The organism is Streptomyces sp. NPDC033174 (genome assembly GCF_055577795.1).
The window spans coordinates 117,265-138,102 of the sequence record NZ_JBVIPQ010000009.1; the positions used below are offsets into that span (position 1 = coordinate 117,265).

At 69.9% G+C, this 20,838-nt stretch carries 18 protein-coding genes and 3 pseudogenes; 10 read left to right on the forward strand and 11 right to left on the reverse strand.

Features of this window, described 5'->3' with window-relative positions; all coding sequences use genetic code 11:
- Positions 1–130: 130 nt before the first annotated feature.
- Positions 131–946 (forward strand): alpha/beta fold hydrolase, encoded by an 816-nt coding sequence (locus ACZ5VC_RS26670; RefSeq protein WP_469122533.1) that lies wholly within the window; start codon positions 131–133, stop codon positions 944–946.
- A 110-nt stretch (positions 947–1,056) separates the two neighbouring features.
- On the opposite strand, the gene ACZ5VC_RS26675 is transcribed toward ACZ5VC_RS26670, so the two are convergent.
- On the reverse strand, positions 1,057–1,410 hold the full coding sequence (locus ACZ5VC_RS26675) for a VOC family protein (protein ID WP_469122534.1): 354 nt from the start codon (positions 1,408–1,410) through the stop codon (positions 1,057–1,059).
- 570 nt (positions 1,411–1,980) lie between these two features.
- Here ACZ5VC_RS26675 and ACZ5VC_RS26680 point away from each other — a divergent pair.
- The 3 genes from ACZ5VC_RS26680 to xdhC are packed head-to-tail and all read left to right on the forward strand — an operon-like array spanning position 1,981 to position 6,705.
- Entirely contained in the window at positions 1,981–3,444 is a 1,464-nt protein-coding gene (locus tag ACZ5VC_RS26680) for a xanthine dehydrogenase small subunit (protein WP_469122535.1), read from the forward strand.
- Positions 3,441–5,843: a xanthine dehydrogenase molybdopterin binding subunit gene (gene xdhB / locus ACZ5VC_RS26685; RefSeq protein ID WP_469122536.1), complete on the forward strand. Its 2,403-nt coding sequence runs from the start codon at positions 3,441–3,443 to the stop codon at positions 5,841–5,843. The genes ACZ5VC_RS26680 and xdhB overlap by 4 nt, the downstream gene beginning before the upstream one ends.
- Before the next feature lies 1 nt (position 5,844).
- Positions 5,845–6,705: a xanthine dehydrogenase accessory protein XdhC gene (xdhC, locus tag ACZ5VC_RS26690; protein ID WP_469122723.1), complete on the forward strand. Its 861-nt coding sequence runs from the start codon at positions 5,845–5,847 to the stop codon at positions 6,703–6,705.
- Between the two features lie 92 nt (positions 6,706–6,797).
- Here xdhC and ACZ5VC_RS26695 read toward each other — a convergent pair whose 3' ends face one another.
- Positions 6,798–7,259 carry a DUF4328 domain-containing protein gene (locus tag ACZ5VC_RS26695; RefSeq protein WP_469122537.1) on the reverse strand — a complete coding sequence of 154 codons (462 nt, stop codon included), beginning with the start codon at positions 7,257–7,259 and terminating at the stop codon, positions 6,798–6,800.
- Here ACZ5VC_RS26695 and ACZ5VC_RS26700 point away from each other — a divergent pair.
- Positions 7,224–7,691, forward strand: a complete 468-nt coding sequence (locus tag ACZ5VC_RS26700; RefSeq protein ID WP_469122538.1) for a hypothetical protein — start codon at positions 7,224–7,226, stop codon at positions 7,689–7,691. The two genes, ACZ5VC_RS26695 and ACZ5VC_RS26700, sit on opposite strands and share 36 nt — an antisense overlap.
- 114 nt (positions 7,692–7,805) lie before the next feature.
- Here ACZ5VC_RS26700 and ACZ5VC_RS26705 read toward each other — a convergent pair whose 3' ends face one another.
- Together ACZ5VC_RS26705 and ACZ5VC_RS26710 are read right to left on the reverse strand one after the other, a co-directional pair.
- A complete protein-coding gene (locus ACZ5VC_RS26705; RefSeq protein ID WP_469122539.1) occupies positions 7,806–10,100 on the reverse strand; it encodes a CehA/McbA family metallohydrolase in 2,295 nt (764 codons plus the stop codon).
- A gap of 437 nt (positions 10,101–10,537) precedes the next feature.
- Positions 10,538–11,327: pseudogene (locus ACZ5VC_RS26710) on the reverse strand (SDR family NAD(P)-dependent oxidoreductase).
- 141 nt (positions 11,328–11,468) lie between these two features.
- Between ACZ5VC_RS26710 and ACZ5VC_RS26715 the strand changes: the two are divergent.
- Entirely contained in the window at positions 11,469–12,041 is a 573-nt protein-coding gene (locus ACZ5VC_RS26715) for a TetR/AcrR family transcriptional regulator (RefSeq protein WP_469122540.1), read from the forward strand.
- Between the two features lie 60 nt (positions 12,042–12,101).
- On the opposite strand, the gene ACZ5VC_RS26720 is transcribed toward ACZ5VC_RS26715, so the two are convergent.
- On the reverse strand, positions 12,102–13,730 hold the full coding sequence (locus tag ACZ5VC_RS26720; protein ID WP_469122541.1) for an FAD-binding oxidoreductase: 1,629 nt from the start codon (positions 13,728–13,730) through the stop codon (positions 12,102–12,104).
- Between the two features lie 68 nt (positions 13,731–13,798).
- Here ACZ5VC_RS26720 and ACZ5VC_RS26725 point away from each other — a divergent pair, with 68 nt between their 5' ends.
- From ACZ5VC_RS26725 to ACZ5VC_RS26735, 3 genes and pseudogenes are all read left to right on the forward strand, one after another.
- A complete protein-coding gene (locus tag ACZ5VC_RS26725; protein ID WP_469122542.1) occupies positions 13,799–14,428 on the forward strand; it encodes a TetR/AcrR family transcriptional regulator in 630 nt (209 codons plus the stop codon).
- A gap of 312 nt (positions 14,429–14,740) precedes the next feature.
- On the forward strand, positions 14,741–15,454 hold the full coding sequence (locus ACZ5VC_RS26730) for a hypothetical protein (protein WP_469122543.1): 714 nt from the start codon (positions 14,741–14,743) through the stop codon (positions 15,452–15,454).
- Between the two features lie 93 nt (positions 15,455–15,547).
- A pseudogene (locus ACZ5VC_RS26735) lies at positions 15,548–16,247 on the forward strand (IS630 family transposase); the annotation flags it as partial.
- A gap of 11 nt (positions 16,248–16,258) precedes the next feature.
- On the opposite strand, the gene ACZ5VC_RS26740 reads toward ACZ5VC_RS26735, so the two are convergent.
- The 4 genes and pseudogenes from ACZ5VC_RS26740 to ACZ5VC_RS26755 all read right to left on the reverse strand — a co-directional run bounded on the left by ACZ5VC_RS26740 (position 16,259) and on the right by ACZ5VC_RS26755 (position 18,585).
- Positions 16,259–17,059 carry an inositol monophosphatase family protein gene (locus ACZ5VC_RS26740; protein WP_469122544.1) on the reverse strand — a complete coding sequence of 267 codons (801 nt, stop codon included), beginning with the start codon at positions 17,057–17,059 and terminating at the stop codon, positions 16,259–16,261.
- A gap of 162 nt (positions 17,060–17,221) precedes the next feature.
- Positions 17,222–17,309 (reverse strand): annotated as a pseudogene (locus ACZ5VC_RS26745) (IS5 family transposase); the annotation flags it as partial.
- A gap of 100 nt (positions 17,310–17,409) precedes the next feature.
- Positions 17,410–17,823 (reverse strand): hypothetical protein, encoded by a 414-nt coding sequence (locus tag ACZ5VC_RS26750; RefSeq protein WP_469122545.1) that lies wholly within the window; start codon positions 17,821–17,823, stop codon positions 17,410–17,412.
- A 24-nt stretch (positions 17,824–17,847) separates the two neighbouring features.
- Entirely contained in the window at positions 17,848–18,585 is a 738-nt protein-coding gene (locus ACZ5VC_RS26755) for a hypothetical protein (RefSeq protein WP_469122546.1), read from the reverse strand.
- Between the two features lie 317 nt (positions 18,586–18,902).
- Between ACZ5VC_RS26755 and ACZ5VC_RS26760 the strand changes: the two genes are divergently transcribed.
- The gene (locus ACZ5VC_RS26760) at positions 18,903–19,700 is read left to right on the forward strand and encodes a hypothetical protein (RefSeq protein WP_469122547.1); all 798 of its coding nucleotides are present in this window, start codon (positions 18,903–18,905) and stop codon (positions 19,698–19,700) included.
- On the opposite strand, the gene ACZ5VC_RS26765 is transcribed toward ACZ5VC_RS26760, so the two are convergent.
- Positions 19,690–20,343, reverse strand: a complete 654-nt coding sequence (locus ACZ5VC_RS26765) for an EF-Tu C-terminal domain-related protein (protein ID WP_469122548.1) — start codon at positions 20,341–20,343, stop codon at positions 19,690–19,692. The genes ACZ5VC_RS26760 and ACZ5VC_RS26765 overlap by 11 nt on opposite strands.
- Positions 20,344–20,441: 98 nt before the next feature.
- Complete coding sequence (locus tag ACZ5VC_RS26770) at positions 20,442–20,774, reverse strand: hypothetical protein (RefSeq protein WP_469122549.1); 333 nt, start codon at positions 20,772–20,774, stop codon at positions 20,442–20,444.
- Positions 20,775–20,838: the final 64 nt, after the last annotated feature.

The window sequence follows — 20,838 nt, forward strand, 5'->3', positions numbered from 1 at the left end:
GGCCGGGTCCACCGCGATCGAAATCCTCTCGATCGTCGCCGACGGCCCGGCCGGCCGTCCCACGGCTCTGCGATCCACGTGCAGGGCTGGAGAACCCGTACAAGACTCCTCACACGACCAGGTGGAACACATGACGAAGAACAGCACTTCATCGACCGATTCCAAGTGGACCGGCATGGTGCCGGTTGACGATACGGCTCTGGCCGTCACCGACACCGGCGGCCCCGGTATCCCTGTGCTTTACCTCAACGGCCAGTTCGCCACCCAGGGATACTGGCGGCGGGTCATCGCCGAACTGGGGCCGGGGTGGCGGCACATCACCTACGACGAGCGGGCACGCGGCGCATCGAAGCCTTCGGCGGACTACTCCTTCGAGGCAGCCGTCCGGGACGTCGATGCCGTTCTCGCGGCCAGGGGTGTGGACCGGGCGCTCGTAGTGGGCTGGTCCTACGGGGCGGTCGTCGGAGCGCACTGGGCCGACCGGAATCCGGAGCGTGCCCTGGGCGCGGTCCTGGTCGACGGCGCGTTCCCGTACGACTGGCTGGACGAGGCCATGGAGCAGCGGATCCGGAAGCTGTTCCGGCGCATGAGCTGGTTCCTGCCGCTCCTGCGCCCGACGGGCCTGGCCCCGCGGATGACTGCCGAACAGCAGGCGAACAGCAACATCGAGCTCGGCAGGCTCTCCCGCGAGCGCGAGCTGGGCCCCGTGCTGGACAACATCACCGTCCCGGTGCGGTACGTGGTCGCTTCGGGGACGTCCTTCGCAAGCCGCGGTGAGGAGCAGGAACGGATACGCACCAGCCTGGATGCGGTGACGGCACGCAACGCGAACATCCAGATCGGCGCGAAGGTCGCCAGCAACCACGGCGCGATCCTCAAGAAGGACTTCCCGGCCATCACCGAGGCCGTACGCGCGGTCGCCGCCGTCGACCGCGGGGAGCGCTGAAGACGTGACCAGCGGAGCGTCTTCGGCGTCTGCGGCGCGACCGCAACGAGGCACGTCGCCGCCGCTCACCCGGACAAGAAGGCCGGCCCGTTCCAAGCCTCAAGGAGTTCTTACCGACGCCGCCGGCCAAGGACACAGAACTCGTTACCTTCGGGGTCCGCCAATACAACCCAGGGTTGATCGCCCTGGCCGATGTCAACACGCTCTGCGCCATGAGCCACAAGACGAGCCACCTCGGCGTCCTGATCATCGGGCCTGAAGTCGAGATGCAGTCGGTTCTTGACCTTCTTGCTCTCCTCAGCCCGGCCGAAGAGCAACCCCGGCAGGCGGTCCGGCTCCGGTCGGATCTCGAACTCCTCAGCAGAGGCGTGGACCACGACCCAACCAAGAGCCGCAGCCCACCACTGCCCCAAAGCCACCGGATCTACCGAGTCAACAACTACCTGCTCCCATTCCAAGGTCATCCGCCGAGCTTAGAACGGCCAGGGCTTCGAATACAGGCACTGGACTTGTCGTTGGACGTCCCGGAGGCCCTCGGTGTGGATCAGGCGAGCTGCTGGGCCAGACCGAGGATGAAACCCTCGGGGTCGCGGACACAGCAGGACGATCGACATGTCCGCCTCAGCTGTGAAGCGGTGGACAGCCCTCCGGTGCCGGGCGAGCATCTCTGCGGACAAAACCGGTCCTCGCGCATCGGCTTGACCGATGGACGTGCGGCAACGTAGCTTGCGTGCGCACCGGTTCGTGAGCTGATGGAAGGAGGCGAAGTCGGATGCCGACCATCTCCGAAGTACATCGCCTCTCTCACGAGACCGCCTGGGCTCCGGGCCGTGTAGCACACGGCTGCTGAACAGCCCCCTTTCCGGCGTGCCCAATTGCGGCCCCGGCACCTTTCGATCTCTTTCACCGGCTTCGGCACATCGTTGCGTGCTGATTCACGCGCCGGGTTCTCGAGCTGCGCCACCGAAACAGAAGGCTCTCGAAATGGCGACTAGGACAATCAGATCAACCGCGCACCGAAATGAGGATGTGCCATGGTAGGGGCGCGGATCACGGTCAACGGGAAAGAAACACCGATTTCACCGGCCACTCCCCACACCACCGTGTTGGACTTTCTGCGCGAGCGTGGCCTCACCGGTACCAAGGAGGGCTGCGCCGAGGGTGAGTGCGGCGCCTGTTCGGTCCTGGTGGCCCGTCCCGGGGTGAACAAGCCCACCGACTGGGTGGCGGTCAACGCCTGCCTGGTCCCGGTCGCGGCGCTCGACGGTCAGGAGATCGTCACCTCCGAAGGTCTCGCCATCGCCGGTGAACCCGGGACGCCGCCCACGCTGCACCCGGTACAGGAAGAGATGGCCGTTCGCGGCGGATCCCAATGCGGTTACTGCACACCGGGATTCATCTGCAGCATGGCCGCCGAGTACTACCGGCCCGAGCGCCGCGCGCCCGCAGACTCGGCCGACAGCACCGACTGCGAGCACGGCCCGAACGGTTTCGATCTGCACGCGTTGAGCGGAAACCTGTGCCGCTGCACCGGTTATCGACCGATTCGTGATGCCGCGTTCGCCGTCGGTACACCCGCCGAGGACGACCCAATGGCGCAACGTCGTGAGCAGTCCCCGCGCTCACCGGTCGTCACCGAATACACCCAGGGCGGCAATGCGTTCCTGCGGCCGGGAACCCTGCCGGAAGCGCTGCAGCTGCTGCGCGAGCGGCCCGACGCGGTGGTGGTCGCCGGGAGCACCGACTGGGGCGTGGAGGTGAACATCCGTTCCCGGCGGGCGAATTGTGTCGTCGCCGTCGACCGGCTGCCCGAACTTCGGGAGCTGCGGGTCGAATCGGACCACATCGAGATCGGTGCGGCGCAGACGCTCACCGAGATCGAACGCCGCCTCGACGGCAGGGTCCCGCTGCTGACGGAGTTGTTCCCGCAGTTCGCATCCCGGCTCATCCGCAACAGCGCGACCCTCGGCGGGAACCTCGGTACCGGCTCCCCCATCGGCGACAGCCCGCCGGTGCTCCTCGCGCTGGAGGCGTCGGTGGTACTCACCGACGCCGACGGTGAGCGCGAGGTGCCGCTGGCGGACTACTTCACCGGATACCGGCAGAGCGTGCTCCGGCCCGGCGAGCTGATCCGCGCCGTGCGCATCCCGCTGCCGCTGGCGCCGGTCGCGGCCTTCCACAAGATCGCCAAGCGGCGCTTCGACGACATCTCCAGCGTGGCCGTCGCTTTCGCGCTCGAGATCGAGGACGGCATCGTCCGCAAGGCGCGCATCGGCCTGGGAGGCGTGGCCGCCACCCCGATCCGCGCCCTCGCCACAGAGGCAGCCCTGGAGGGCAAGCCGTGGGCGGCGGAGACCGTCGAGGCCGCGGCGCAGGTGCTGCGGGCCCAGGGAACGCCGATGGACGATCACCGTGCCAGCGCCGACTACCGCTCCGCGATGCTCGGCCAGAGCCTGCTGAAGCTGTACGCGCAAACCACCGAGGCGGTGTCGTCATGAGTCATTTGTCCGAGCGCCCCGAAATGCCTGTCGTCGGCGTTTCGATGCCGCACGAGAGCGCCGGCCTGCACGTCACCGGCACCGCGCTCTACACCGACGACCTGGTCCACCGCACCAAGGACGTGCTGCACGCCTACCCGGTCCAGGTCATGAAGGCCCACGGCAGGATCATCGCGCTGCGCACCGAGCCCGCGCTCGCCGTGCCCGGTGTGGTCCGCGTGCTGACCGGTGCCGACGTGCCCGGCGTCAACGACGCCGGGATGAAGCACGACGAACCGCTGTTCCCCGACGAGGTCATGTTCCACGGCCACGCGGTCGCCTGGGTGCTCGCCGAGACCGTGGAAGCGGCCCGACTCGGTGCGGCGGCCGTCGAGGTGGAACTCGACGAACTGCCCTCTCTGATCACGCTGCGGGACGCGATCGCGGCCAACAGCTTTCACGGCGCCCGGCCCGTGATGCTGACGGGCGACGTCGACGCCGGCTTCGACGACTCCGCGCATGTGTTCACCGGCGAATTCCAGTTCTCCGACCAGGAACACTTCTATCTCGAGACGCACGCGGCGCTGGCCCTTGTCGACGAGAACGGGCAGATGTTCGTCCAGAGCAGCACCCAGCATCCGTCGGAGACACAGGAAATCGTCGCGCATGTGCTCGGCCTGCACAGCCACGAGGTCACCGTGCAGTGCCTGCGGATGGGTGGCGGCTTCGGAGGCAAGGAGATGCAGCCGCACGGTTTCGCAGCCGTCGCCGCGCTCGGCGCCAAGCTGACCGGCCGGCCGGTCCGGGTGCGGCTCAACCGGACTCAGGATCTGACCATGTCCGGCAAGCGCCACGGGTTCCAGGCCGAGTGGAAGATCGGCTTCGACGCCGACGGCCGCATCCGGGCCCTGGACGCCACCTTGACCGCGGACGGCGGCTGGAGCCTGGATCTGTCCGAGCCGGTGGTGGCCCGCGCGCTGTGCCACATCGACAACACCTACTGGATTCCGAACGCGCGCATCGCCGGTCGCATCGCCAAGACCAACAAGGTCTCCAACACCGCCTTCCGGGGCTTCGGCGGACCGCAGGGCATGCTGGTGATCGAGGACATCATGGGCCGGTGCGCGCCGCTGCTCGGCCTGGATCCAATGGAGTTGCGGGAGCGCAATTTCTACCAGCAGGGCCAGTCGACGCCGTACGGACAGCCGGTCGCTCACCCCGAACGGATCTCCACCATCTGGCGGCAGGTTCAGGCCGACGCCGGCATCGCCGATCGCGAGCATGAGATCGCGGCCTTCAATGCCGCGCACCCGAACACCAAGCGGGCGCTCGCGGTCACCGGAATCAAGTTCGGAATCTCGTTCAACCTCACCGCCTTCAACCAGGGCGGCGCGCTGGTGCTGATCTACAAGGACGGCTCGGTCCTGATCAATCACGGCGGCACCGAGATGGGGCAGGGCCTGCACACCAAGATGCTGCAGGTGGCCGCGACCACGCTGGGTATCCCGCTGCACAAGGTGCGGCTGGCCCCGACGCGCACCGACAAGGTGCCCAACACCTCTGCCACGGCCGCGAGTTCCGGTGCGGATCTCAACGGTGCGGCGGTGAAAAACGCCTGCGAGCAGTTGCGCGAGCGGCTGCTGCAGGTGGCCGGCACCCAGCTGGGTGTGAACGCCTCGGATGTGCGCATCGTGGAGGGCGTCGCACGCGCCCTCGGCAACGGCAGCAAGGAGCTGGCCTGGGACGACCTGGTGCGCACCGCGTACTTCCAGCGGGTTCAGTTGTCGGCGGCCGGTTTCTACCGGACCGAGGGTCTGCACTGGGACGCGAAGACGTTCCGGGGCACGCCGTTCAAGTACTTCGCCTATGGCGCAGCCGCGACCGAGGTGGAGGTGGACGGCTTCACCGGCGCGTACCGCATCCGGCGGGTGGACATCGTGCACGATGTCGGCGACAGCTTGTCCCCGATGATCGACATCGGTCAGGTCGAGGGCGGTTTCGTGCAGGGCGCGGGCTGGCTGACCCTCGAGGACCTGCGCTGGGACGCCGGTGACGGGCCGAACCGCGGCCGGCTGCTGACCCAGGCCGCTAGCACGTACAAACTGCCGAGCTTTTCGGAGATGCCCGAGGAGTTCAACGTCAGGCTGCTGGAGAACGCCACCGAGGAGGGCGCGGTCTACGGGTCCAAGGCGGTGGGCGAGCCTCCGCTGATGCTGGCGTTCTCGGTGCGAGAAGCCTTGCGGCAGGCCGCCGCGGCATTCGGGCCCGTCGGAGTCAGCGTGGAACTCGCCTCCCCCGCGACACCGGAGGCGGTGTACTGGGCGATCGAAGCAGCCCGCGCGAGCGACGCGGAGCACAACGGCCTCGCCCGCAACGGCAGCAAGAGCCCCGCCGGCACAAGCGCTCTGAGCAATGCCTGACATGACCTGGGTGGCCGCGGTCGCGCGGTTGCGAGCCCGCCGGGAACCCGGCGTACTCGTGACCGTCGCGACCGTGCGCGGCCACGCGCCCCGCCGGGCCGGTGCCAAACTCGTTGTGGGACAGACCGAGACCTGGGGTTCCATCGGCGGCGGAAACATCGAGGCCGTCGCCATCGATCGGGCCCGCGAGCTGAACGGCACGCCCGATCCCGAGCCGGAGATGATGGAGTTCGCCCTCAACGACAAGGTCACCGGCCGGCACGGCGTGCAGTGCTGCGGCGGAGCCGTCAGTGTGCTGCTCGAACCGCTGCCGGTGGTCCAAGCGGTGGCCGTCTTCGGCGTCGGTCACGTCGGACTGGAGCTGGCACGCATCCTGGCCCGCCACGACCTCGATCTGCACCTGATCGACACCCGTCCCGACATGCTCACCGACGAACGGCTCGGTGCGCTCGCCGATGCGGTGGCGCAGATCCATGTGCACCACACACCGCTGCTTCCGGAGGAGGTGCTCACGGAGCTGCCGCCCGGCAGCCATGTCCTGATCATGACCCACGATCACGCCGAGGACGCCGCACTGTGCGACGCCGCCTTGCGCACCGCCGATCTCGGCTCGGTCGGATTGATCGGCTCGGCCGCCAAATGGGCGCGCTTCCGGCACCGCCTGGCCACCGAGGGCGGCCACGACGCCGCCACCATCGACCGGATCAAGACCCCGATCGGAATGAGGGAGATCACTGGCAAGGAACCTGCCACGATCGCGGTGAGCGTCGCGGCAGACCTGCTCCGGACCTTCGAACAAGACCGCCGCGGGGCGGTGCCGAACGCCGACGCCCCGGTCCACGTACGCTCCGGTAGCCGATAGCGCGCGAGACGGCAAAGATCAGGCGCACGGTACACCGGCACAGCCGGTCGGCTCGAAGACTCCCAGGTCGCCCACGGGACCAGGGGCGCGGCTCACGTCATGTTCAGGTACGGGAGAGGGCCGGCCGGCTGGTCGGCGGTCACGCGGCGGATGACCGCGATCGCCAGGATCGAGGACAGGACGCCGATGCTGCGGTCCACCGGGTTGTCGAAGTTGCTCTGGTCGAGCACCCATAGGTGGACCGCGACCGTGAGCGGGCCGTCGCAGAGCCAGACGAACCACCAGGCGTTGATCAGCCACGCGTCGCGGGGCGGTCCGCCGGCGCGGCGGATGTCGAGGGTGATGCGGCGGGGCAGCCACCACCTGGCGAGCGGGATGATCCAGGCGCCGAGGGCGAAGGCCGGGCTGTACTTGTGGGTGCCCGGGGCGAGTACCTCGGCGTTGCAGCAAGCCTGGTGGAACCAGAACAGGAAGGTGATCCAGCAGGCTATGTTCCGCCGGGTCCCGTCCTGGTCGAGATGACGCGTGAAGGTGACGGCTACTTCTGTGCCCACAGCCTGGACAAGCGGAACAAGGACGACCAGCTGGTCTTCAACTCCACGCTGGAAAACTTCCGCGGCAGTGCGGCTGTCGATGCGCTCGAAGGCCGCCCACTGCGCCTGCGCGTCAAGGCGCACGCTCGGTGGACGCTGACCTTCGGGCCACTCGCCCACGCCCGCCGGCTCGAAAGCGAGCTGACCGGCCGCGGTCCGGAAGCGCTGCTCTACGCGGGGCCGGTGGCCGACCTCAAGGTGAAGTTCCGCGACCTGACCGGCGGCAGCTACTGCCACATGAGCGGACACGAGGTCGCCGGCCACACGACCATCGCGGCCGCCGCCGAGACCATGCCGGGCAACGAGGCCGGCAAGCGCCACCGGGTGAGCGCTCCCGTCCCCGAGGGCCCCTCCTCCTCCGGTTCAATGCCGCCGAGGGATCGTGGCAGATGAAGGTCCGCGCGGTCTGAAGAGACTCGCTCACACCGTGGCCCCACCGGCCCGCCAGCCCAACGGACGGGCCGGGGTACGCGCTGCGCCGCAGCGAGGTCATCCGAAGGAAACGGCCTAGCCGGCGCTGATGGCCGTCACGTGCGTCGTGCCGTCATGCAGGGCGGTGATGCGGACCTGCCCCGCGGGGAAGGGGTCCCTCCCGTTCGGGCCGGGTATCTGGGCGAACGGTGTCCAGGAGCCGTCCTGCTTCCTGATGTTGTGCCAGATCCGGCCGTCGAGTCCGACCGCCACTACCTGGGAGGAGCCGTCGGGCATCCCAGTGATGCCGATGGCGCTGGCCCCCATGGTGGCGGTGGTGACGCCCCGAGGGGGCTGGAATCCGGTCCACGAGCCGTTGGGCCGCCGCTGCTGGTGGTAGACCATCCCGTCGAGCCCGATCGCGAGGACCTGGGAGGAACCGTCGGGCATGCCGCTGATCGCCAGGGCCGGCCCGGAGAACGACGGAGCCCCGTTGTAGCCGGCCAGACGTCCCCAGGCCGTCCACGCGCCGTCCCGCCCACGGATGCAGTGGTACATGGCACCGTCCGTGCCGTAGCTGAGCAGTTGGGCGGACCCGTCGGGCATGGCGGTGATCGACACCTTCGTCGCACCCCAGCGGCTGCTCGCGGTGAAGCCGGGCACGGCCCGGAAGCCGGCCGGGCCCCCGTCGGCGCGGCGCTGCTGGTGGAGGGTGGTGCCGTCCATGGCGGTCACCACGATCTGGCAGGTGCCGTCGGGGAAGGCGGCGATGTCCGCCTCCCGGACGGTGAACCCGCTCGAGCCGTCCGGTCCTGCGACACGCTGCCAGGGCTGAAGGGTGGCCGAACCCCGTACGGTCGTCAGCCACAAACCGTTGTCGGGGGCGACGCCCAGCACCACGACGGACCCGTCCGGCATCCCGGCCGCGGCGCTCTGGAGCCCCGCGAACGAAGCGGCGCCGCCGGCGCCCGGCAGCGGACGCATGCTGCTCCACGACCCGTCCGGCCGGCGCTCGGTGTGGAAGAGCGCGCGCCGCTCGACGTCGTACGGGGGCAGTTGCGCGGAGTAGAACCACACCGGATTGGTGATGGCGACCAGTTGGTCCAATGTGGTGGAGGCGGGCTTGGGCCGGCGCACCTCGGCCCGGGCGAACAGGGAGGCCTTGCCCCAGCCGCGCCAGCGCAGCCGCCCCCTGCCGGTGCCGTCGATGCAGGTCGCGGCCATGATGCCCCACTCGGTGTACAGCGTGGCGATGCTGTCCGGGGCGCCCGTCACGTCCAAGGTCACGTCGACGGTGTCGAAGAACGACAGGGGCAGTTCCTCGCCGGGTCCCGCGACCGCCGTGCCGGCGCGGGCGGTGAAGTCGACGGTCACGGCAGCGGATTCGACGGCGTACGAGCGGCCCAGGCGCAGTGCGTCCAGTACGGCGGGAGTCGACAGGCTGGTGGCGTGCACGACATTGTGGGGCCGGCCGACGGCGTCAACGGGGCTGTGGGCATCGCTGTTGCCCACGGCGGCGATCCGCTTGCCGAGGCAGAGCATGACGTGCCAGGCGGCGATGTTGGCCGCGTCGTCCAGGGTCCACGGCCCGTTCCACACCTCCAGCGCGTCCACGCGGTCGAGGCCGAACTCCCAGAAGGATCCCGCTGCCGGAGTGAGCGGGTGAGCGGCGATCGTCAGTCCGCCCAGACTGTGCACGCGCCGGGCGTGGCCCTCGAACGCCCCCTGGTCCGCGGGGCCGTAGCGCCAGTCCACCCATTCGCCCTGGGGCAGGCCGACGGCCAGCCAGTGGCCATGGCGTGTGGTGACCTCCTCGGCGTTGATGACCAGGAGATCGGTCGGGACGTTGCCGTGCCAGGTGACCCCGGTTGAGTTGGTGTTGTGGTCGGAGGTGGCGATGAAGTGAAGCCCCTCCTGGCGGGCGGCAGCGACGATCTCGTCCACCGTGCGCTGCCCGTCGGAGTGCACGCTGTGCAGGTGCAGGTCGCCCCGGTACCAGCCGGGCCCCCGCCCGGCCACCGAGGCCGGCAGGATGTCGTACGGGGTCCGGGGCAGCGGGTCTCCGGAGTGCAGGGTGACGTCGACCTGCCAGGCCATGCCGTCGGCGCTGCCGACCATCGGCCCCAGGATGACGGACCAGCGGCCGGGCCCGACGGGCCCGGGCACATAGCCGGGAGTGGCGTCCGCCGCGGAGAGGGTGAACCCGGAGCGCGCGCCGCCCGACCAGCCGCGGAATCCGGACGGACCGAAGATGCCGAGGTCCAGGATGCCGGCGGCGGCGTCGTGGGAGGCGGAGACGGAGATCCGCTGCACTCCGGTGGGGACGTCGAAGGCGACGTACGCCCACTGGTCGTTGCCGTACGGGGAGCGGCCCTTATAAGTGGTCGTCACCGCTTCGGTCCCCTGGCCCCGCGTCGCGGCATGTGCGACCGGTGCGGGAACCAGCGCGGCGGCTCCGCCCGCGGCCAGCAGGGCCCCTAATCGGAGCAGGGACCTGCGCTCGACACCCGGGCCGGGGAGCGGGCCGGGCGCGGCGGCGTTCGGGAGGTGTTGACGCGGCACAGTCGTGCTCTCCGTTCACGTGAGGTGGCGGGGAAGGCGTTCCGGTGCGGGGGCGTGCGAGGGCATACGGGCGCAGATCCGAGGGCGTGCGGGTGCCAGGGGGTGCGGGTGCCAGGGGGTGCGGGTGCCAGGGGGTGCGGGTGCATGGGCGCACGGGTGCCTACGGATCCGCAGGAGGGTGGCGGAGACGGTGGAGCAGGGGCGGCGGTCCCGCCCTGGCGGCGCCGGACCGCAGACGCCCAACGGTGAGCGCGGGACGCAGACGCCTAACGGTGTGAGCGCTGGGCCTCGACGATCCGTCGCACGGAGCCGTCGACGTCCGCTCGGGCCTGGATCCGCTCGGCGAACCCGGGGAACTGCCCGGCGATGGCGCTGAGCAGCCGCAGCTCCAGTGGCGCCACGTTGACCTCGCACAGGTCACGGCGGACGGCTCGTACGACGCCGTCGGCGACCTGTCCCGGCGTCACGGTCCTGATGCCGTTCGGCGGGGCAGCGCCCGTGTCCGCGAACATCCCCGCGTCGCGGACGAAGCCGGGCTGGACGAGGGACACCCCCACCCCCGTACCCCTGAGTTCCTGGCGCAGGGCGAGGGCGAACCCGCGCAGCCCGAACTTCGTCGCGTTGTAGAGGGAGGTCGACTTGGTCGCCGCCTTCCCGGAGATGGAACCGACCAGCACGATGTGGCCGCGACCGCGGGTCACCATGTGCGCCGCGAGCAGCCGGGTCAGCAGGACGGGCGCGCGCAGGTTGACGTCGAGGGCGCGGTCGAGCTGCTCCTCGGTGTAGTCCAGGAGGTCGCCGCTGGCGGGCAGGGCGGCGTTGGCGACGAGGACGTCCGCCTCGGCGCAGGTCGGCGAGCCGGACGACGTCGGACCGGACGGCCAGATCGGCGACCACCGTGCGGGCGCCGCAGGCGTCCGCGGTGGCCTTGAGGGCCTCCTCCCGGCGCCCGGTGACCGTGAGGCGGGCCCTCTGCCCCGCCAGGCTCGCGGCCAGGGCTGAGCCGATGCCTCCAGTAGCCCCGGTAAGCAGAACGTTGGATCCGGATATGTCCACGATGACTCCCCTGCGGCTGCCCTCTACTGTTCGTTCGAACGAACAGTATGGATCGCTCCGCCCCCTGTCCACACCTCGGGCATCCCCAACTCCTCAGCCCCGCACAGGTGGCCGCGGGGGCCGGTGAGGCAGAATGTCGACATGCCCCATGCCTCCGACACCCGCCAGAGCATCATCGACGCCGTACTGCGGATCATCGGGCAGGACGGCATCGCCGCCGTCACCAACCGGCGGATCGCCAAGGAGGCCGGGGTCTCCCTCGGTTCCGTCACCTATCACTTCGCCACCCAGCACGAGCTGTTGCGCGAGAGCCTGCTGCAGTTCGTGGCCGAGGAGACCCGGCACTTCACGGCGCTCGCCGACGCGTGCTCCGACGAACGCTTCGACATCGGGCAGGCGGCCGAGGTGGTGGCGCAGGTCGCGGGCGGCAACGCCTTCGACAGCCGCCACATCGCGCCCTTCGAGCTGTACGTCCAGGCCGGCCGCGACGAACGGCTGCGTGCCGCCGCGGCCGAGTGCTTCGCCGCCTACGACCTGCTGGCCACCCGGATCCTGACCCACCTCGGCGTGCCGGACCCCGAACGCCTGGCGGGCGCGGCCGTCGCCCTCGTCTTCGGGCAGCAGCTGCGCCGCCTGGCCACCGGTGCCCCGGCAGCAGACCTCGTCGACGCCCTGCTGATCCTCACGGAGTTCACCCCCACACGGACCCCGTAGACGACGGCGCCGCGCCGCAGGCCAGGCTCGCGTTGTGGGCCGGGATCACGCGAGGGCCCGTCAGTCCACGAGCACACCGGGATTGAGGATGCCACCCGGGTCGAGTGCGTCCTTCGCGGCCCGCAAGGCCAGCGCGAAGGGCTCGGGCCGCTGGCGGTCGTAGCCCGGCCGGTGGTCCCGTCCGACGGCATGGTGGTGGGTGATGGTGGCCCGGTGCCGGTGCAGGACCTCGCCGGCGACGGCCTTGAGGTCGTCCCACAGGGCGACTTCGTCGCCGGCCCGTCCGGCGGCGAGGACGGTGAAGTAGGGGGCGGCGCCGTCCGGATAGACGTGCGTCAGACGGCAATTGACGGTAGCGGGGTGTCCAGTGGCTTCGAGCGCCGCCGCACCGACCTCGGTGCGCACCGCGTCGATCAGGCCGGGGATGCGGTCCCAGGTGGCCGCCGTCTCGAAGGTTTCCGCTACGGCGCCCATCCTGACCAGTCCGTCACGGAGGTAGGGCATTCGCAGGAAGGCCGAACGCCAGGCGCTCACGGCCCCGTCACCGGTCGGCACCTCGCCCGGGGCCTGGCTCGGGTCCTTGCTCGGGCCGGCGGTCCCGCCGTACCGGCCGCCGTGGGAGCGGGCCAGCTCGACGGCGCGCGCGAGCCGGTCGGTGACCGGTTCGTGCGCCGACTCAAAGCCCAGGACGAGGACGGAGCAACCGTCCTGTGCGGCGCCCGACAGCGCCGCCTCGCCCGCGTCGAGCAGACGGCAGTTGGCGGGCGAGAGGTCGGACTGCGCGAGGGCGCGTACCGCACGGAGCGCGGCGTGGAAGTCGGTGAAGACGACCGCCGCGGAGGCCTTGTGCCGGGGACGTTCCTGCAGGCGCATCCACGCCTCGGTGATGATGCCGAGCGCCCCTTCGGAACCCAGGAAGAGCCGGTCTGGCGAGGGGCCCGCCCCGGAAGCGGGCAGCCGCCAGGAGGTGCTCGTACCGGACGGGGTGACCACGCGCATCGATTGGACGAAGTCGTCGATGTGCGTGCGCCCGGTGGCGTAGTGGCCGCCGGCGCGGGTGGCGAGCCAGCCGCCGAGGGTGGAGAACTCGAAGCTCTGCGGGAAGTGCCGCAGGGTGAGGCCGTACGGGCGCAGCTGGTTCTCCAGACTCGGCCCGAGGGTTCCGGCCTGGATGCGCGCGGCGCGCCCCTCCGTGTCGACCTCCAGGACGCGTCCCATGGCGGTCAGGTCGAGGGACAGCACCGCCGGGTGCGCGTCGCCCCGGTACTCCACTCCCCCGCTGACCGAGGAGCCTCCGCCGTACGGGACGACGGCGATCCGACGGTCGCCGGCCCAGTCCAGAAGATCGGCCACGCCCTGCTGGTCCACCGGGCGGGCAACGAGGTCGGGGATGCGGCCCGGCTGCCCGCGCAGGGCGCGTACCACGTCACGGTAGGCCTTGCCCATGGCGTGGGCGGCGCGGTCAGCCGGGTCTGCGGTGACCAGGTGGGACAGGCTCGCCGGTGGCTCGACGCCGGGGGCCCCGACACCCAGGTCGCGGACGCGGGGCACGGACAGTGGGCGGGCGAGGGTGCCGGGGATCAGTGCCCCCATCGCGACGCATTCGGCGTCGTCGGGGTGCGCGTCCGTCCAGCCCCAGCCCCACCAGGAGCGTGCGCGGGTGGTCGGCCGAGCGGTGGTGCCGTCCATGGAGGTGCTCCAGAGGTCGCGGTCTTGAATTTACCATGCGGTAAATTACGTACTGGTAATATCGATCCATGGCAACCCCCTCCTCGAAACCCGGCACCAAGGGAGTCCCGCGGAAGCTCCGCGCGCGGCAGATGCTGGAGGCCGCCACAGGAGAGTTCGGGACCCGCGGCTACGCGGCCGCGTCGCTTCCCGCGATCGCCGCGCGCGTGGGCGTCACCAAGACGCTGCTGCACCAGTACTTCGGCACCAAGGAGGACCTCTACATCGCGTGCCTGGTCCCGGTGGGAGACCGACTCCTGGAAGCCATCCGTACGGCGATGGGCCCGGACGGGACCACCCCGCAAACGCCGCTGCGCGTGCTCCGCGGGATCTTCAACGCGCTGGAGGGGCAGCGGGAGGCGTGGTTCGTGCTCTACGACACCACCCTGCCGCCGGGCGGGGAGGCCGCACGCCGGGCCGCTGAGTACTGGTCGGCCATCGACCGGCTGGCCGCCGCCGGCACCGCCGAACTGCTACGGGGCGCCGGGTCCACCGACCCGCTGGACGCGGACGCGCTCATGTACGTATGGCGGGACCTGGTCGCCACCCTCGTCCGCTGGTGGGTCAAGCACCCCGAACAGACCCCGGAGTCCATGACACAGCGCTGCGCCCGCCTCTTCGCGGCCGCCGCGGCCCTCGGCCCGGACGGCGGTCGCTGACCGTACGGATCCGCACGGAACGGGGCGCACCCGAAGGCCGCGAAGCGGGAGCTCACCGAAACGTCCGAGGACCGGCGGGTGCTGGACGCGCTCGCGCACTCGGTGAAGGCACTTCGGGCTGACTTGGGTTGCCCTAAGCCTTCAGTTCGGACATCGCAAGGCACCGCCGAGTGGGTGATCGAATCACGTTTTCGTGGCCGCCTCGGGCGTCTCTTTCAGATCTTGCCGGGCCCGTGCCGCCTGGCGAGATACGAAAACGACGGCCTGACTCCGACCGTCCGGGCGACCGCGGGCCGGGCTAATGTTGATCACATGATACGTAGTCACCTTGCCATCGCCACAGCCCTTTTGGCCTGTCTCACGCTCTCCGCCTGTTCGGCGGACAAGGCGCCGGAAGGGGCGCCGCCGGCAGCCGCCGGGGCGCCGCCCGCGAGCAAACCCGGCAAGGTGCAGCCTTTCAGGGACGACACCGACGTACCGCTGACCAGACAGCTCGACCGGGGCGAGCTCACCCAGGCAATCCCCGACGCCCAGGACGTGGTCCCCGGCTACTACCCCGGCAGCCTGCACAAGAGCATGCCGGGTGAGCCCGACGACTGCGCTCCCGGGGACGCCCCCGCGCCGGCCGGTTGGCAGCGGGCGGGCAGCGGCGATTACGACTACCAGGGATCGACCGTTTCGCGAGGGATCGACCTGGACGTCTGCCAGTTCGACAACGCCGGGCACGCGAAGACGGCGTACGACCGGTGGTTGGACAGGGACGAAACGGCTCCGGTCGAAGTGCCCGCGCGAGTCGGAGAGGAATCGGTCTTCCTCGCGCACAGCGGATCGAGCGGCTCGGTCTACGGCTATAGCCGGTCCGGCACTGTCATCGCCCGAGTCCGCGTCGAGGACGCCGGCGGGGATCCCACGGACGCCCATGACGTGCTGGCTGCCACGATCAAGCGACTCCAGCAGGTCCAGGCGGGCCGGCGGGCCACGGCGACGGCGTCCGAGATCGCCGCAGTCGAGCAGGCCCGGCGCTAGGTGTTCTGTCTCGGGAGGTTGTGGACGGGTGATGCAGGTCTCGGCTGGGGGATCTTGATTGGGTGAGGGCCCTCCGGGTTCGGTGTGGATTGCAATCGGGTGCCTGTGATCGCGCGGCTGGTGCAGGCCGATGAGGGCACCGTCCGCGATGTGATCCACCCGTTCAACGAAATCGGCGTGGCCTGTCTGGCACCGTCGGTCGGCGGGAGGCCGTCCCCGCCTGCTCAGCCCTGACGACGAGGACTTCGCCGTGCAGACGGCCACCACTCGCCCGACCAAGCTCGGCCAGCCCTTCACCCGCTGGTCCATCCGCAAACTCGCCGCCTACCTGCGGAAAGTACACGGCCGCGTCATCCGGATCGGCCGCGAGGCGTTACGGTGCCTGCTCGCCCGCCGCGGCGTCACCTTCCAGCGGACCAAGACGTGGAAGGAATCGCCCGACCCGGGGCGCGACGCCAAGCTGGACCGCGTCGACGAGGTGCTGGAGCGTTTCCCGGACCGTGTCTTCGCGTTCGACGAGTTCGGGCCGCTCGGCATCCGGCCCACCGCCGGATCGTGCTGGGCCGAGCAAGGCCGGCCCGAGCGGTATCCCGCGACCTACCACCGTACCCACGAGGTTCGCTACTTCCACGGCTGCTACTCGATCGGCGACGACACCCTCTGGGGCGTCAACCGCCGCAAGAGGAGTGCCGCGAGCACCCTGGCCGCGCTGAAGTCGATCCGAGCCGCCCGCCCCGACGGCGCCCCGATCTACGTCATCCTGGACAACCTGTCCGCCCACAACGGCGCCGACACGTCACAGCACTAGCTTCGGCTACGCATCATCGACATCAGCAGCCCGTGGGTCTCGTCGTCGGCGGCGACCACAAGCCCACGACCTGCCTCACCGATCGGGGCACCGTCGATCCCGGTGACAACGCAGCCAGCAGCCCGGCACAAAGCAATGCCGGCCGCGAAGTGCACGCTCCTGGAGAGGTCGCCGCCATCGGTGACATACGCGGCGCGCTTGCCGGCAGCGACCCAGGCCAGCGCCAGGGTCGTGGACACGACCCGAGGCCGGAAACGTTCGACGAATTCAGGGCGGGCCAGCAGATCCACGGCCCGGAATCCGGGCGCACTCGGGAACGGCGGATCCAGGTTGACGTCCACCAATCGGGTAGCAGGCGAAGGCGTCAGTAGTGCGTCGTCGGCCCCGTCATGCCGCACCCAGGCGGTCTCCCCGTCGGTGAAGAAAACCTCGCCGCTGAACGGATCGGCCACCGCCGCCGCCCCATCGCGCAGGGCCACATTGACGGCCACCAGCATGTTGCCAACGGCGTAGTTCAGCGTGCCACACAGAGGATCCACCAACCACTGGCGCACAGCGTCGACGGCGCCCTGCTGCCCGGCTTCCTCGCCGAGCACCGCGTCATCGGGCCGTGCGGTACGGATGACGCCAAGGATCGTCTTCTCGGCCTCCACATCGGCGGCGGTGGCAAAGTCCCCGGCACCCTTGTCGATGCGGCTGAGCCGCTGGCCGTACATTCTGCGGACCACGTCCGCGCCAGCCCTCGCCCCGGCTATCGCGACTGCAGCATCATCGGAACCCGCGTATGAGTTGATCACGCCGTGCAGACTATCGAGGCGAAGCTACCGCCCGGCGAACCTTCCCGGTCAGAGCACTAGGGCAATTCCTTCGGACCACCTCTCTGACCAGAGGAAGAGGGCGGCGAGGTGAAGTCCGGCGAGGTGGATGGTGGTGGTCTGATCGGCGCGCCCGGAACACCACCCGGACCCCCCGACGACGCAGCGGAGAACGGATCGCGCGGGACGAGTACGCCTTGTCGGCCAGGACGACGTCCGGAGTCGTTCTGGGCACCGCCCGATCGGCCTGGGCGAGCAGGGCGGTGAAGGCCTTCTCCCAGGTGCCGTTGGACGCCCGCTTCCGCAGCCGGTTGCGAGCGCCCCTCCACGTTTCAGCGGAAGTCGTCTGGGAGCCCCACAGTCTCGGTGTGCCATCTGACGACCTGGGCTTTGAGGTCCTCGATGGAGTAATCGATCGTCGTTCGGACACCGCCCGGGCTGAGGAACACGGCCTTGAACGGCCACGGCCCCTCCATGTGAACCACATGTTCCTCTGTGTCATCGGTCAGTACGGCCGCGCGCCCGCCATGCAGGGTGACGACCCAGTAGACGCCGTCGTCCTCCTGGTCGTGGAACACCTGGATCCGGTCAGCGTCGATGCCCGACCCCAGCAGCGTGCTGACGACGCCGTATCGGTTGGCAATGTCGCGCCGATCCCTCCTCGTCACCCTGGTTGCGTAGGGCGGCACCTGCGTCGGCCGGGTGAGGTCCGGTTCGGGGCTGTCGGCGGTCTCCTGAAGGTGCATGTGGACGAGCCTCCTTCGTAACGGCTACACCGGATCCACCAGTTTGTCGTGCGGATGGCTAGACCCACCAGCGCTCTTCGAGGTCGACGACTCCCGCATCGAGGAGAAAGGGATCTGGCTGCGGTCGGCGTCAGATCCGAAGGCGATGTTCCTGCCCAGCGCCACACCATGGCCGCCGATGAGACTCAGTGTGTCCGGTGCGCCGATGTGCTCGTTTTCGACCCAGTACCGGAACTGGGCCCACCGGCCCTCGACCGCGTTGCGCAGGGCTGACAGACCCAGGACCTCCGGGCCGTCCGCGATGCCGCGGCGCAGCGCCTCGGCGAGGGTGCCGGTGAACTCGTCTCCTGCTGGGAGCATGTCGTCACCAGACCTGAAGTACACATACGGTGACTTGCCCATCAGGGACAGCGTGCGCGACGTGCCGGCCTCACTGGGTCCCGGGCTGCGGGTGAACCAGCTCGCAGCCGTCTCGAAATCCTTGCAGTCCAGGAGGACGACCGGGCGGGCCGCCGGGCTCTCCCGCACGACGTCGGCAACCGTTCGCAGCGGGGCGAGGCCCTCCGGTCCCGCAGCGGCGTGGGTGAGGGCGAACTCCCTGTGGCGCGGACCGGAGCCGACGTAGTGGAACAGCAGAACCTCCGACGCCTCCTCAGCGGCGCGGCGGACGGCGTCGACCACCTCGGCGGGATGCTGCCACGAGGTCACCACCGTGACGGTCTCGGGGTGGAACGCCCTACCGATGTCGGGGGAAACCAGCATCTCTGCCGGCTGCGCGCCCGCGCCGTGGGCTACCCAAGTGGGGTACGGGGTCAACACCGTTGTCGCAGGCGACCAGCACGGCGCGCGACCGCTCGAGATCGGGGAGGAACGCGGGACGCCGGGGTGTGACATCGGTTGCTGTTCCTCAATTGTGGTCCTGTGCAGCCCAGTTGGTGTCGGATCTTCGCCGCCCACCGCGACAGGCCGTGGCACGCATCGCCCGGACGACGGGCGCGGGCCGAAGCAGCCCGGATCGCGGTCGTGCCGTCCCCAGATGGGGCCCAGGCGTGTCAGACCTGCGTGCAACACTGCGGCCCATGTCCTTTGCTGATCTCACCCTTGAACAGTGGCGGTCGTTCGACTCGACGACCGCACGTCGCATCGCCCAGGAAATCGCCGCCCTGGTGAATGGCCGCGTCACCGACGTCGAAACCATCGAGCACCTCGGCGCCCCGCTGCACCGCGTCCGGGTCGAGCGGGAAGGTCAGCAATTCGCTCTGATACCCGGAGGCCCCGTGTCCCTGGGTCTCGACCTCGACACCTGGCAGCCGACGCCCGAGCAGACCGCCGACTACGCCGAGAGCCTGGAACAAGGCTTCGTCTGCGGCTCTGACCTGCGGGCCCACCTGGCAGAGGTGCTCAGCCCCCGCCGGAGCGTCGTCCTGCCGACTGTGCTCATGGCCACGGAGGACGAGAACCTCACCGAACTGCCTGCTGAGACGCCGGCCGCACTAGAGGCCCGCGGCCTGCGGATGCCGAGCTCCGACGAATGGGAGCACGCCTGTGGAGCCGGCGCGAACACCCTGTTCCGGTGGGGCAACGACTGCCCCCTCGATCGCATCCCCTACGGGGACCGCACCGGCCCGCAGAACCAGCTGAACCCCTTTGGCCTGCGCATCGCCTACGACACCTACCGTACGGAGTTGACCAGCGACAACGACGCGATCCACGGCGGAGACGGCGGCGAGTCGGTGTGCGGCGGCTACGGCCACTTGCTGGCGTGGCTGCCCCTGGCCACGGCCAACCGGAACCCCTCCATGGTCGAGTTCGTCTACGGCCCGGACGGAGAGAACCTCTGTGACGGCTTCTCGACCCGGCCGGTACTCACGCTGTAGTCCAAGAACCACGACCACAGGAGAGAACGTCAATCGGTACGCGCCGACACCGGATCGGTGACACCTCGAGGCCGCCGCGCGGGATCCGCTCGTGAGCCCAGCGCGGGAGTTGAGTCACGACACCTACGCCGGCAGCACGACCGTGGTGACGGAACGCGAATCGTTGGCCGTCCTCCAGAGCGACGGGCTCTTCCACTGTGACCGTGACCTCGGCCCCGTGGAGTGGCCGCACCACGCCGGCACCATGGAGAAGTGTGACTGTGCCCCACACTGCGGCGGCGCGGATGTGGAACCGAAGGCGATCGCCGGAGAACACATCCGAGCTGCCCTGCTCCTCCGACAACAGCGTGATGTCGGCAGTGAAACGTGCATGAGGACTGATCGACCCCGGCGTTGCGAGCACCTGCCCCCGCTGGAGCGCGTCCGAGGCGACCTCGCGCAGCAGCACCCCCACGTGCATGTCCGCGCTTGCCTCGTCGATACGTGCGCGACATTCCTCAATGCCCTCGACAATGGCAGTCGCACCGCCGCCCGGGCCCACGATCTCCACCGCGTCGCCGGTGCGCACCCGGCCGCGCTCGATGCGCCCCGTCAGCATCGTCACCCTTCCCTGCTGCAGGCGAAAGACGTCCTCGACGGACATCAGAAACGGCCTCTCCACCGCACTCACCACCAACGGGCCTGTAGATCCCCTGCGTCGCCCGACGGACTCCCCCGCCCGAACGACGCCGCGTCCGCCATCTACAGCGTAAGCACCAGCAGGACCACAGCCGTCGGCGGGACCGGCGCGGCACGTCCTGCCCAGCGGCACGCCTTGTTGAGGAAGGGGCGGCGGGGAGTGAGCCGGGAAGCCACCACGAGCAGCGGGGTGACCGTCCAGCACGCCCACCAGCAGGCCATGACGACGGCCACGGTGTGGGGGCGGGCATCCGTGGCCATGGGGGCCAACGCGCCGAAGAAGAAGGCCACGGGCATCAGGAGCACCGTCAAGACCGTGGTCCACACCGGAACCTCGCGGCTGTCGGCCGTCCCGGCGGCGCTGTCGGCAATCAGGGCTGAGGTTGTTTCGTGCATGAGCACAGTCAAGCGGTTCCGCATGCGGTTTCGCCTGCGCGGGCGTACTCAGGCAGGCCGGTTC

Excerpts from the sequence above, each read along its gene's own strand:
- ACZ5VC_RS26670 (WP_469122533.1), top strand. The coding sequence starts at position 131 with ATGACGAAGAACAGCACTTCATCGACCGATTCCAAGTGGACCGGCATG.
- ACZ5VC_RS26675 (WP_469122534.1), bottom strand. The coding sequence starts at position 1,410 with ATGACCTTGGAATGGGAGCAGGTAGTTGTTGACTCGGTAGATCCGGTG.
- ACZ5VC_RS26680 (WP_469122535.1), top strand. The coding sequence starts at position 1,981 with ATGGTAGGGGCGCGGATCACGGTCAACGGGAAAGAAACACCGATTTCA.
- xdhB (WP_469122536.1), top strand. The coding sequence starts at position 3,441 with ATGAGTCATTTGTCCGAGCGCCCCGAAATGCCTGTCGTCGGCGTTTCG.
- xdhC (WP_469122723.1), top strand. The coding sequence starts at position 5,845 with ATGACCTGGGTGGCCGCGGTCGCGCGGTTGCGAGCCCGCCGGGAACCC.
- ACZ5VC_RS26700 (WP_469122538.1), top strand. The coding sequence starts at position 7,224 with ATGACGCGTGAAGGTGACGGCTACTTCTGTGCCCACAGCCTGGACAAG.
- ACZ5VC_RS26715 (WP_469122540.1), top strand. The coding sequence starts at position 11,469 with ATGCCCCATGCCTCCGACACCCGCCAGAGCATCATCGACGCCGTACTG.
- ACZ5VC_RS26720 (WP_469122541.1), bottom strand. The coding sequence starts at position 13,730 with ATGGACGGCACCACCGCTCGGCCGACCACCCGCGCACGCTCCTGGTGG.
- ACZ5VC_RS26725 (WP_469122542.1), top strand. The coding sequence starts at position 13,799 with ATGGCAACCCCCTCCTCGAAACCCGGCACCAAGGGAGTCCCGCGGAAG.
- ACZ5VC_RS26730 (WP_469122543.1), top strand. The coding sequence starts at position 14,741 with ATGATACGTAGTCACCTTGCCATCGCCACAGCCCTTTTGGCCTGTCTC.
- ACZ5VC_RS26750 (WP_469122545.1), bottom strand. The coding sequence starts at position 17,823 with ATGCACCTTCAGGAGACCGCCGACAGCCCCGAACCGGACCTCACCCGG.
- ACZ5VC_RS26755 (WP_469122546.1), bottom strand. The coding sequence starts at position 18,585 with ATGCTGGTTTCCCCCGACATCGGTAGGGCGTTCCACCCCGAGACCGTC.
- ACZ5VC_RS26760 (WP_469122547.1), top strand. The coding sequence starts at position 18,903 with ATGTCCTTTGCTGATCTCACCCTTGAACAGTGGCGGTCGTTCGACTCG.
- ACZ5VC_RS26765 (WP_469122548.1), bottom strand. The coding sequence starts at position 20,343 with ATGTCCGTCGAGGACGTCTTTCGCCTGCAGCAGGGAAGGGTGACGATG.
- ACZ5VC_RS26770 (WP_469122549.1), bottom strand. The coding sequence starts at position 20,774 with ATGCACGAAACAACCTCAGCCCTGATTGCCGACAGCGCCGCCGGGACG.